This window comes from Mycoplasma buteonis (genome assembly GCF_000733865.1).
GTDB lineage: Bacteria > Bacillota_I > Bacilli_A > Mycoplasmatales > Metamycoplasmataceae > Mycoplasmopsis > Mycoplasmopsis buteonis.
Map to the genome: position 1 here is coordinate 35,612 of NZ_JPOK01000004.1, position 14,604 is coordinate 50,215.

Here is a 14,604-nt window from a genome sequence, read left to right on the forward strand (position 1 = left end):
GTTAATTAAAACTAGAGATATGGTTAACTCAGGAGAATATAAAGATGTTAGAGTCGCATCAGAAACTGAAAATGCAAACTTCCAAATTTCAGATGCTGATAAATTAATTGCAGCTATGAATTCAATTGATACAACACCTAATTTAAATCAATTAGAAACTACTAGAGAGCTTCTAAGAGCAAGAAATCAAGGTTTAAAAGTTGGATATCAAATTGATAAACTTAATAAATTAAACAGCGAAATTCAAGCAACTAAAGTTCAAGAACCTGGTGATGATAAATTATTCCAAAACTACAATTTTGCTGCAAGTAAAGTTGATAATTATGTTTCATATAAGCAAGGTGTCAACAATTTAGATGAAATTACTGAAATTGCAACAACGTTTGAACATCAAAGAGACTTAGCGAAAGTTTTAGGTCAGTTATTAGAAGCTTATAAAACTTATAATAACGATACAGATAAAACAGTAGCTCTTTATATCTCAAATGTCGTGAATGATAACGAATTATCTACAAGTGATACAATAGAGCAAATTGATCTTAAAATTCAAAACGCTAAAAATGCTTTAATCATCGCTCGTGTTAAAAAAGAGTTTTCTGATGCATATAACGAACTATACAAAGTTTTAGGTGCAGATAGTAACTGAAAAATTTTCCAAGGATTAAACAAAAAAATTAGTGCATTGCAAGAAAAGAAAAATAACATTCTTTATGATGACACGTTAACTGTTCCTGCAATTAAATCTGAAGAAGCACTACTTCTTAGTGATGTTCGTGATGCAATTGCTGAAAAAACTAAGATTTTAAATGATTTCAATAAATTAATTGAAAAAACAGATGCAAGAGTTACTGAAATTGAAAAAGCCATTGAAAATGTAAAGAAAACAAATACAGATCAACAATTTACTACTTTTGAAGATACTAAAACTCATTACCAAACAGATAAAGAAGAAAACCGAAGAGAAGAAGTTGGTTTTGAAGAAGTTGAAAATTATTATAATGAGCTTGAAGTTTCATACTATAAAGATTTAGCTAAGTATGATTTAAGTAAATTAAAAACAACAGTTGATGCATCTGATTTTGGTGATGATACAGAGCACCAAAATCTAAAAACTTGAACTAAGAATTTTATTAGTAATTTAACAACTGATGTAAATGACGCAAAATCAAGAGGTGAATTAGAAATTCTAATTCAAAAAATTAAGGATGAAAAGGAATTACTTTCACTTCAAAAAATAGTTGCTGATTACATTAAGGAATTAAATGCAAATCCAAAACTTAGTGATGAACAAAGAACTACTTTAGCTAACTTAAAACAAGCTTTAGATCAAAGCGAACCAAAAGCTGAAAATAATTACTCAGATTTAAAAATATTATTTAAGAGATTAAATGATATTTATGTTAAAGAAGTTGATATTCAAAAACTTAGACAATTAATTCTTGATAAAATCGGAGATCCAAAAAAAGGATCAAAAGATGCTACTGGAATTAGAAAAGCTATTCAAGATGAACTTGACAAACAAGTTGGTGGTTATGATGAACAAGCAGCAACTATTGTTAATGATGTTTTAGATAAATATAAAGAGGCATCAATAAGTGAAAATAACAGAGATAATTTAGTTAAAACAAATGATAAATTAAATGAATTAAACTCTACAGTTACTAAAATTGCTGCTTTAGCAAATCAAGTAGCTAAAGCAAATAAAATTGCTGCTGATAACAACGATTCACAAGCATTTATAATTCGTGAAACTATTAAGAAATTAAATAGCTCTGTCAAAATAGCTAGAAGTAAATATGCTAAAGCTACAGAAGCTGAATATACTCGTTTAATTGATGATTTAAGTAAAGAAGTTGAAAAAGCACAAAACATCATTTTATTATCATCAGTTTTAGAAAGCATTAAAACCGAGCTAGAAAAAGTAAATTACTTTAGTTTAAATGGTGTTGATGGTAGCTCTCAAAAAGATAAACAATTTGATTATATTGGAAGTTTTGAAAGAGAAGCTTTAAAAGTTGAAAGTACAGCTGAAGTTGTCAATCGTTTAAAAGAGCGTGCTGAACATTTAATGAAACTCGTTGAGCTTCAAAAACAATTTAGTGATAAAACAGAAGAATGAGTGCAGTTATCAGTTAACTGAAACTACTTAGATCAAAAGAACTTGATTAATTTAATATGAGAAGCAACAATTTCTCAAACTCAAAATAGTTCATTACAAGATTTATTATCAGATACATGAATTAGTGATTTAGATAATTTAATAACTGTTTTAAAAAATAAATATAAAGACGCCTTAACAATCAATGAAGCTCGTAGTAATAACCAACAAAAATTGCAAGAAATCAAGGATAATGATTACAACCAAGATCAGAATCAACTTAAAATTCGCTTAAATAAATTACTAGCAGCTTTAACCCAAGAAAATACAGATTTAAATACGATTGCTTTAGCTCAAGAACTTGAAGCTAAGTTAAATAAACTTGCAAATCAAATTGATAAGTTAAAAGAGTTAGCAGAAAGCACAAACAAACTTTCTACATTAACTGAACAAGTTTATAACAATGATAGCCAATCTGAAATTTATCAAGCTAAAGAGCTTTCTCAAGCACTTGTTGATGAATCATTAGCAATGTTTAGTAAAGTAAATGAAACAAGTGATATTGAAGCACAAATCGCTAAAGTTAATCATCAATTTGTACGTCTAGATATCTTGTTTGCTTTTGAAAAATTTATTACTAAATTTACAAATGACAAGACATTACTTACAGAAGATAAAACACAAATTAATCGTTTAATTCAGAATTTTAAAAACGATTATAAAGCTGGTGAACTTTCAGTTGACCAATTATATAGAAAATATTTTGGTGATATTGCAGAACAAAATCAAAATCGTTCACGTAGAAGTGCTAATCCAAAAGATAATTACATTGAAACAGTCTTTTTAAACTCACAAAAACTAAGAAACAGAATTGATAGTGCTAAAACTTACGTAGCAATTCAAAATTCTTATTTAGATGATAATGTAGTTACTACAACATTTACTGAACTAAAAGAACTAATTAACCAAGCAGTAAGCGTTTTACAAGCACCAGTTAATGATGAAGATGCTAAGACACAAATGATTAGCTCATTAGAATCTAAAATTGATACATTATTAACACAAAAAAGAAATCAATTAGCTAATCAAAAAGCTTTTGCCGAAAACCTTAAAACTTATATTCAAAATATTACAAGTGATTTAAAACAACAAAATGCAAATGATTTATATCTAGAAAACTTCCAAAAAGTTGCAATTGATGACTTACAAGAAGCTGACAGCAAAAAAGATGAACTTAGCTATAGTCAAGTTAATAATTATTTAAATGAAGCTAAAAATGTAGTTAAAATTCAAATTTTTAAAATTTATAATTTATCACTTTCTCAAATTAGAGAAATTGAGATGATAGTGCAAGATTTTGTCTTAGACTTTACACCAAATGCTACTTCAGCGCGTAGCGGAGCAAATATTGATGATAATTTATATACAAAATTAACTGATTTTAAAAACACAATCGATCAAGTTAAAACAGTAAATTACACAAATATTGATGACTATCAAAATAAAATTAATAATATTATTCATATTTTAAATTCAAATAGTAACGGTATTTTAAATCAATTTATTACACAAATTAAAACCGAATTTGCTAATAAAATGGATGATGCAAGTGCAACTCCTGGTTTTTATAAGCACTTAACTGATTTATTAGAACCTCTCAAAAATAATTTAGATGATAAGAATGTTAACTTATATCAATTTATTTCTGAGGAACAACTTTTAGATCAAGCTAATGCAATTAAAAATGAATATGAAAACTTATTAAGCAGATATAATAGCGAAGTTAAAGATGCTACCACATCATCAGCTTTAGCTTCATTTGCTATCTCATTAAATGATTTAAATAATAAGTTTTTTGATTTTCAATCTACTGTTAGAAGCAAATTATTAGCAATTACTAGCGAAAATCCATTAGTTCAAATTTTTGCTGATTTATATAAATCAATTCGTTATAACATAAATTCAGAATACACTAACGAAATCAAAACTCAGTATGAAACTTTTGCAAATGCATATATTGCAGAAATTCAAGAGTTAATTGAAAGCATGACACCTGAATTTAAATTTAGTATTTTTAACAAGGAAAGTCAATTACCACAAAAAATTACTGATGTGCTTAAAAAAGCTGTTGATTTTAAAAACTGAATTCATCAACAAGAAAAAATTAACATGTTATTTAAGCAAATTGATGAAACTACAAATATTAGTAATCCATTACCAGCAAATCCAGGAGCTCCAGCAAGTAGCTTTAGCAAAAAATACGAAGTAATTATTGCTAAAGATGAAGTTACAAGAAAGAAATTCGTTGATGTCTTTAATCAATTAAATGCTCAAAATCAATCTGATACATTTGATATTACAAATGCTGATGCACTTCTTGATAACTTTAAACAATTTGCCTTCACTAAAAAAGATGTTGCTAATTCATCACAAAAAGAATCAATTTTTTCAAGTGGAACATTTAAAGTTAAAATTAAAAAATACAGTGTATCAGACTGATTTGATTTAACCGCTCAACAACAAGATGACGTTGACCGTAAAAGTTTAAAAATGAAACTAGTTTATAGTTATGAATCTCAAAACTCAATTTTAGGAAAAGTGGAATTCGAAAGAGAAGTAACTGTTGCTTTTAAAACTTTAGATACTATTAGAATTCAAAGTGGAAATAGTAGTATTTTCTATGGTGGAATGAATCCTAGTTCAACTTCAGAAGCTGATAAATACAACGTAGGTCTTAGATCTAAAGTATTGTTATTTAACGTTGAAGAAGCCGGATGAAACACTACAAATGTTGCGGACATTAAAAACGCTATGATTCAAAAAGCTTATGATAAATTTAAAGATGCAGTCTTTAACGGAAATAATGATGTTGATACTGATGGAAACAGAAAAACATTATTAATTAATAAAGATACTAATTCAAATTACTTTAAATTCTTATTTAATACACAAGAATCGCTAGCTTTAACATATAACATTTCGTTATATACACCATTAGATAAGCAATTAAATAGAATTTTTGTTGATGATAGCAAAAAAGAAATTGCTTTTGTTCAATATTTAAGTGGTAAACCGATTGGATTACCAACATATGGTGATGACCATGGAACTGAATTTGGACCTGAAACATATGATTCAAGATGAAGAGTTACATTTAACGCTATTCCGCTTACTAACTGATGAAATTCAACACTAGATGATATTAAACCTGCTTTATCAGTTAACCTTTACAAATTTGCTTTCGATTATGATGTAGCAACAAAAAATCTTTATATTTACAATACTTGAGTAGAAAATGTTATCTATCTTCATAGTGCACCAGAAAAAATGAAAGTTGCATTTACAGATTTTAACAATGACCAAAAAATTCCTGCTAAATACAAAGAGTTTTCAAAAGAAGTTGTTGCAAAAATTAATAAGAATCCAAATTATGTTGCTTCAATTGATGAATTACAAAAACTTTTTGCTTATTATTCAATGAAAGATGATAACTCAAAAGTATTTAAAGCTGATGGAAGCGACTGAGGTGGTAGATTAGCTCTAGCACTAGGTAGTTCAGGTACATATGGAAACGCATTTCCTATTTGACCACTTAATGGTGGACAAGCTACAGTTAACTATCCAAGTAATGATCCAACTCAAACTAGATTAGTACCTATGGCTACTGCTACTGATTTTGCAGATACAACAAAATGAAAAGATGGTATTATTAAAAACTCAGCAAGACAAGCTTTATATAGTACTTCTATTGGTGAATTTTGATTTAAAATTAGAAAATAGTCAATTTAAAAAGTCGCAGAAGCGGCTTTTTTTAGTTTCTAAAAATGAAAATGAGTAAATTTATCAAGTGCAAAAATTAAAAATAACTATAGAGCTCTAATTTATAGTGCTTAAAAAAGAATCTAATAATAAAAAGAAAAATATTAAAATACTGAAAAAATGTGTTAATAAGTTTTTGAAAAGTGCATTTCTTCTTTATAATTAATTTATAAATTAATTAAAGAATATCTTTTAAGAAATTTAAAAAAATATTTTTTTAAACATTTAAATAATTAAAAATAAAGTTTTTTACTTTAAATATCACTTCATAATCAATTAATTAAATGTTCTTAAAAACAAGGAGTTTTATGAAACAAAAAACCAAAAAAGCTTTAAGTACTAGCGTTGCTGTTGCTAATATTGCTGCTTTTGGGTTATTTGGTTATGGTGTAACTTTGCACGAAGGCATTAAAGCACCAGCTACAAATAACTATTTATTCAGTCAATTAAATGAGCAATACGAAAGAGCCATGAGTTTTGAAATAGGAAATGAAGAGCAAAAAGCAAAAATTAAACAACTTACAGAGCATGCTAAACAATTGCTTGATAATCCGAACTCAGATATTAGAGAAATGTTAATTCAAAGAAATAAAATTAAAAATGAATTAGCAAAAACTCAGTTATTAAATTCAACAAATGATAACTTTAACTCAAATTTAGATGAATATTTAAGTTTAATTAAAGATCCAGATTTAAAAGCTCAAGCTAAATTAATTCAACAAGATTCAAATTTAAGTGCTAATTCAAATGGATTAGTAGATTTTACTGCAAAAATTGATGATTTAATCGCAAAACAAGAAGCAATTACACTGGATTTAGAAACACAAACATGACAATTACATGAAGGTATGGTTAAAAATAATTCTATTTTTACCAATGTTAGTCAAAAAGCTCAAGTATCAAAAGCAATTGATAATATCTTAGCAGTTTTAAATCAAGACAGCTACTCACATGACACAATTGCTGTTTTAAGTGCAAATTTAGATGAGCAGGTAAACAATGTTAGTCAAGAGCAAATGGATTTAAATACTAAAAAAATTGAATTTAATAATTTTGCAAGTCAGTTAGCTTCAGAAATTAAAGCTAGTGATTTATCAGACGATAAAAAAGCTTACTTTGAAAAACAATTAACAGAGTATCAAGCTCAAATCGAAAATAGTTCCTTAAAATATTCATATAGTAAAAGCACCGAAATTGATGCACTAAAATCTTTAGCCCAGAATCTTTTTGATAACATTAACGATTATCAAAATGAAAACGATAACCATAAAACTATTGAAGATAAAATCGCAAACCTTAGAACATTAAATGTTCCTGCTGAATATCAAACTAAATTTAATGAATTTTTAGACAATAGCGTAAATAATATTTCAAATCTAAACAAAGAAGAAACTAATAATTTACTCCTTGAATTAAATAATTTACCAAGCATAATTGAAACACTAACACTAACTAAAACAAAAGTAAATGCAGAAACACAAGAGTTATTAAAACAAAATTTAATTACTGAAGAATTCGCTTCACAAATTACACAAAATTTAACAGAGAATCTTGAACAAAGCACTTCATTTAGTCAATTAATTATTAAAGATATTAACACTTTAAATAAACTACAAAACGAAGCAAATTTAACACAACTGTATAAAGATTCTATGTCTAAATTACTTCCAGAACTGCAAGATACTATTAATGATGGTTATGGTGTAAATAAAGTTGCTCTTAGTGATATTATGGTTAAAATTGAAAAACAAGTTAGTTCAAAAGTAGACTTAAAAACTTTGATTGATAATTTTCAAGAATACGCAAATACACTCAGAGATGCAAATAAATTAGAACTTGCAAATTACATTAAATTTGCTGAAGAACAAATTCAAAATAATAATGAAATTAGTCAAAAAACTAAAGATTTTTTAGCTGATTTAAATACCAAAGCAGAACCACTTGTAGCTTATAACTCAACAGCAATTAGACCTGAATTACAATTTTTAATTAAACAATATCGTATTGGTGTAAATAAAGTTAAAGACGACCAAAACTTAAATTCAACTTCAGGTGTACATAAAAATAATTTATATAAATTAAATAATGCATTTGACTATTCACCAACTGAAAAAGGTAGTTTTGCAAATCAATTACAAAATCAATTTAACGATTTAAAAACAAAGGCAGAGTTAATTAGTTTAGATGAAAACTTGACACCAGAAGAAAAAGAACGTCAATTAAGAGAAATTGATGAAAAAATGAATGCAATTGGTGCTAAGGCTGGTGATTTTGCAAACGCTGAAAAAACTTCAAAACAAGCAAACGACTTACTTAGTGATGTCTTACAAAGTAAAGAAGAAAGTGCAGCTTTAGCAAATGAAGTAGAAGAAATCAAAAAACTCCAAAATGCAATTAAAGATGCAATTAATCATCCGTTAAATGGAAATCCTGCAGAATTAGAAGAAAAATTAGCAAAAGCAATTCAAGACTTAAAAGATAAACGTGCTAACTTCCAAGCTAACTTTGATTATGATAAGACTTTAGCTAAAATTAATTCAACTTACGCTCCTGATATGGTTAACGGCGAACAAACGGCAACACAGAAAAAATTAATTGATAAATTGAATGATTTAAAAGCCAAAGTAGCTAATAGTAGCTTATCAGATAGTGAGAGAGCTGAAGCTAGAAAACAAATGCAAGAAATTGATGACATTGTATTAATTTCTCGTGAGTTAGAACTTGCTAATAAAAACTTAAAAGCAAATATTCAAGCTGCTAATTCACAAGATTTAGGTGACTTTAAACCAAATGATGAAATTGACGCTTCACAAACATTAACAAATAATGTGGATCAATTTTTAAGCACTTTAAACGAAAATTACATTAATAAGCAAGATGAATATCAAGCTAACTTAACAAAAGTTAATAACCAAATTAATGATTTAAGATATGCTTTAGCAATTGCTTCTCTTAAAAAAGCTAACGCACAGTTAGAACTTGAAAAATATGACGGACCAAATACTGCTAATGAGCCATATCAAGCATCAAATAATAAAATTGATGATTTACTTCAAAAATCAAGAGATGCAATTAATAGCTATGATAAAAATTCAACTAAAAATTTAACAATTGAAAAATTTGGTGAATGAGAAAATGAAATTAAAAAACAAACAAACTTAGCACACCAATTAAAATTAGGATTAAATCAATTAGATACACTTAATGCTCAGGATAATCCTGAAGCATTTAAAAACTTAAAAGAAATTTTAAGTGAAAGTTTATTACTTCAAGGTGAAGACCGTAATAAGATTGATTTAAAAATTAAAGATATTCGTGGCGAAATGTCAAAAACAAATGCACGTAATAATGCTCACCAAAAATTACTTAAACTAAAAGAAATTTATAGTGAAAAAGATTACAAACGTTTAATTTTAGATGATGAAACTAGTCAATTTAAAGTTAAAGTTGCTGAATTTGAAAGAGAAATTGATGAGCGTTATTCATCATTTTCACAGTTAAATGCTTTAGCAAGACAAATTGAAACATACATGAACTTAAAAGTTCAAAAACGTAACGAAATTGTTACAGCATACGAAAATGCAGTAGATTCAATTGAAAGACTAAAAGATAATTTCAAACAAAGAAAAGAAGCTCAAAATGTTACAGTTACAACTTTCAGTGATAAAGTTTTTGCTGATTTTGATAGCGTAAAAGATAAATTTGATGCTAAGATGGATAAATATCCAACAACAACTAGTCAAATTTTAGATTTTAAACCTTTAATTACATTAGCTTGATATAAAGATTTATACTTCAAAAAATCAAAAGAAACAGAAGACTTACTTAAAGCTCAACCAGAAGTTAGTGCAAAAAGTATTGAAGTTTTTGATGCAAAATCTAAAAAAATCAATTCTGAATTAAAATCTAAAGGACAAAGTTTAATTGATGCGTACAACGAAGTAATTACTGATATTGTTGACCCATCTGCTATTCCTCAAATTGTTAATTACATGAATCGTTTAGGAACTTTCGATACATTAATTGAGCAACAAAATCAAGTTATTAAGTACCTTAATAAAAAAGAATATACAGATCAAAATGCGATCGAAATGAACAACTTAGCCGATGGTCTAATTAATTCACCAATTAATAAGGATGATGCAGAATTACAACAAGTTGATATTGTTGAAATTAAAGATCAAAAACAAAAATTATTTGAAGTTTATATTGAAAACATCTCTCTTCAAGAAGCAAAAGATAGTGAAATTGAAAAAATTAATGATTTTAAAACTAAAATAGATGCTGAACTTGACGAGTTACAAAATGATGATCCAGAGCTTAAAAACAAATTAGACGAAGCTCTTACAAACCTAATTAACCAAACTAAAGATGTAACACAAAGAAGTCAACTTTTAACTATTGATCAAAAGTTTAATGATATTGCTGATACAAAATTAAGTTTAATTAGCTTAGCACAAACAGTATTTTCAGCTAATGAAATTGTTGGAAGAGAAAACGGACTATCTGCTGAAGAGCAAAAGAGAAATAAAATTGTAACTTACGCTCAAGAAAAAATTAAACATGCTCAAAGTTTATATGCAGTAGGTAACGAAAACCAATTACAACAAACAGAAACTGAATTAAAAGAATTTATGGAACAATATGAGCTTTTAGTTAAAGTTCAAAATAAATCAGATCAAACAAAAACTATTTTAGAAGCAATTAATTATCCTGAAGGTAATGTTCAAAATAAAAATGTTGAAGCTAAAACACAATTTAATGCCTTCTTAGATAATCTAGATAGTCAAATTATCGAACATATGCTTGATCGAAATAAAATTATGTCTATTGATGTAATTTTAGATAAAGCACAGTTATTACTTAATGTGCAAAAAGAAAAAATTACTTCACAAGATGTTGTATTAAAAGATAATAGTTTTAAAAATGTTGAATATAAACCAAACAATACTGAAACATATGGATTTGAAAAAGATGCTAAAAAATTAGCAGATATTATTATTGCTTCCGTAACACAAAATACTGATAACTCTGAAACTATTCAAAACAACTTGATGAAAAACTTAAATGTTAACTTTGAAAAAGCTTATGACTTTTATGAAGCTAGAAAACAAATGCTTAACTATTTAAATAATAGTGATGAATTAAATGGTGATTTAGGAATTAAATTCACTCAAAAAGCTCAGCTATTAGATGAAAATAATCAAATTAAAACTGCGTATGAAAAATTATGAGCTGATAATAATGATTACTTTAATGCTGTTTCCTTGATTATTAAAGATGTTGAAAACGAAGATGCAATTCGTGAGCAACAAAAAGAAGTCGCACTTTTTGATCGTTTATTTAATAAATACAAACAAGTTGCTGATTTAATCCAAAAAGGAAAAGAGAAAATTCAAAGTGTATCAAGTGAAGATCAAAAAGTTCAAAATAATGAATATGTTGTTCAATCAATTAATCAATTAAACACAGAAATTGATAAAGATAACACTACTCTTTACTATAAAGAAAAAAATATTATTGTACTAGATAAAGTAATGGAAGATTTAATTGCTTTTACAAGTAGATTAGACTTAGCAATTAAGTTCGCTAAAGCTGCAATTGAATTAGAAGAGTTTAATACTAGCGAGGGAACTGTTGCATTTTTAACAGCAGAAGATAAAAAACCATTAAAAGCTATTTTAGATTTTCCATTTAATGATTTAAAAGAATTCCCTAATAAAGAAACAGAATTACAATATAAACATTATTTAGAAACATATCTTGAAGGTGGTTCAGCACAGTCATTTAAAGTTTCTCTTGAAAATTCAGTTACCTTAAGACAAAAAATCTATTTAGCAGATCAATTCCTGAACAAATACGATGAATTAAGTACTAATAACCAGGAATATGAAACAGCTGCTATGAAAAACTTCTATACACAGCTAAGAGAAAAAACAAATGCTGCTAAAGAAGCTATCAAACTTATTCCGCATGATGAAAGCACAAAAGTTAAACTTGCTAACCAAATTCAAAATGGAACAGACGGTATAATTGACTTATTATTAAAAGAAAAAAATAATGAGCTTGCAGAAGTATATGTTCGTGATGTGCTATTAAATAAATTTATGCAATCAACTTATCCTGATGATTCAGTATCTCCAAGATTAAGTGATTATTCTAAAGTTGCAGTTACTGATTTACAATTGCAAGCACAAACACCTAATAGTATTGCAGATATCAATAATAAAATCAAATTGGCTAACCAAAAATATCATGAACAATACGACAAAATTTGAACATGAGAAAAAAATAAATACTTATCATTCAAATCTAAATTTGAACCATATTACAATTTCTTTAAAGCAACAGATAATGGTTTTGATAATCAATTTATCTTAAAAATTGCTGGTATTAGCAATAATGTTTTAGATAAATATCAAAAAGTAACAGCTATATCAAATGGCTCAGAAAAAGTAACTGCTGAAGATTATTTAAAATACGAAAAAGCTAATGAAGCACAATTTAAACAAGATTTTATTAACAATTCAAAAGCAATTATTTCAATTATTACAGCAGCTGCAGCCGAATTAAAAGGTATGTTTACTAGAATTTCAAATAACTCAGTTCCAAAAATGTTTATTGACAAAAATCAAATTGTTAGAATGAAAAATCAATTTGTAGAGCACTCAGCAATCACAAATATTCTAGTTGTACTTAAAAAACTAGAAAAAGAAACTGCGATAAATACACAAATTACTGAATTTACAACTAAAGCAACAGAAATTGAAAATGCAAGTCAAAGAGAATTACAAAGTTCAAATAGTGAAAGTAATTTAACATTTAGTGAATCAACAGATACTAAACAAGATATCGTTACTAAACGTACAGAATATTTTGAAAAATATAAAGAATACGTTTTAAAACTATCAGCAGCAACAGTTAAACTAGAAAACTTAGTTTTTGGTAATGGTAACGAAGATGCTAACTCAGTAATAAATATTGCTAAAAAATATATTTTAGGAAATGATTCATACTTAGGAAGAAAAGAAATTACTGAATTTTTAAAACTAATAGGAAATTCAGAGACAGAATCTTTTGCAGAAAATTTTGCTAAAAGTAAATTTGAATATGAAAAACAATCATTAATTGCTGAAACATTAGCTAATAATTTAAGTTCACTCATTAAAGGCGAAAGTTCTGTTATCGAACAATACTTAGCTTTAACAAAAGTTTATGATAGAGCTGATGCATTAATTAAATGATTCTCATACAAATCAAATACTGATACATTTTTTGATTACTTAAATAAAAAACACAGTAATAGATCAACTTATCGCTTTATTAATGCTTTAGAAAGCACTAGTGCTGAAAAATTCAAAGAAGTACTTGATGGTGATTCTTTACCTGAAAGTACTATTACAATTAATTCAGTATCTTACAAAGCTAAGTTGCTTAATGCACAAGCAAAATTATTAGATTTATTTAGTGATTTTAATATTCTAAAAGGACAATTTGCTAATGTCTTTAATTTAGAAAACATCAAAGTTTACGCAATCAAGTCAAGTACAGAGCAAGAAGCTGAATATGTAAAAACACAACTCCAAGCTGATACAACAATTAAAAAAGGTTATATTAACTTAGCATTTGTTTACAAAAAACCAGATAGTGTAACTAAAGAAAACAATGCTTTCAGTGACGTAGATCAATTGGCTGTAAAATATGATTCAGTTGGTATTACATTCAAAACATTTGATGATTTACTTCTTCAAAAAGATTTATTTAGATCAGAAAACTTATGAAACCCTGCACCTGGAGTATCTAATCCTGGTGTCGAACCAATCTTTAAGGATGTTTGAGCTGGATGAAATAACCTAACAGCACCAATTCAATTTATGGGTTCATTTGTTAAATATTCTTCAGGATACTTACAAAATAAAGATGTCAATTATTTTGTTGAAGATGTTAACGAAGATATTCGTGCTACTGAATCACCAAATTCAACAAGTACTAAAAACTTTAGAGTTAAAGTTAAGATGAAAGAAACTGGTTATAAAGGGTATAAACAAGTTGGTGATAAAATCGCTTGAAAAACACTTAACCCTAACTTAGCTACAAGTTCAGGTATTGAATGACAAGGTAGCGGTGGATATCTAAATGGTTTATTAGGTGGTGGATGAATTAGAAACGATTATGTAAATAACTTTGCCTACTTATACGGAAATAATAGCGATCCAAAAAGAACTAATGATAAAAATAAAATTCTATTATTCTTACCAATTGTTATTGTAATTCCAGTACAAGATGAAAATAACAATTATGGAGCTATGGTTATTTATTGAAGATGATTAAATAGATTCTCAACATTAAGCAATAATACAGAGGCTCAAAATATTTACATTAGCAATGAACCAATGTTACGTAACTTATTTATTTTCAAACCAGAAGAAGCTGGTAAAAATAATCCTCAAACAAATACACCTGAAAAATTTGCTAATTATATTGCAAGTAAAATTAAGTATCGTGAATTAGTCAAATTCTCTTTCCAAGATATTAGTGATTGACGTACTGGTGGTGAAATGTGAGGAAAAGATCCGCTAGTTAAACCAGATACAAGTAAGATTGCAAGCCCATTCCGTGACGGTATTGGTCATAATGAATTTATTGATGCACTTGATAAATTAGACATTTTTATTAAATTACACTAA

General features: G+C 27.1%; 2 protein-coding genes. Both read left to right on the forward strand.

What is annotated here, in order from left to right; translation table 4 throughout:
* Positions 1-19: 19 nt before the first annotated feature.
* Complete coding sequence (locus EI91_RS00225) at positions 20-5,878, forward strand: coiled-coil domain-containing protein (protein ID WP_036451783.1); 5,859 nt, start codon at positions 20-22, stop codon at positions 5,876-5,878.
* Positions 5,879-6,225: 347 nt separating this feature from the next.
* Positions 6,226-14,604, forward strand: coding sequence for a hypothetical protein (locus EI91_RS00230; protein ID WP_036451786.1), 8,379 nt, complete (start codon positions 6,226-6,228; stop codon positions 14,602-14,604).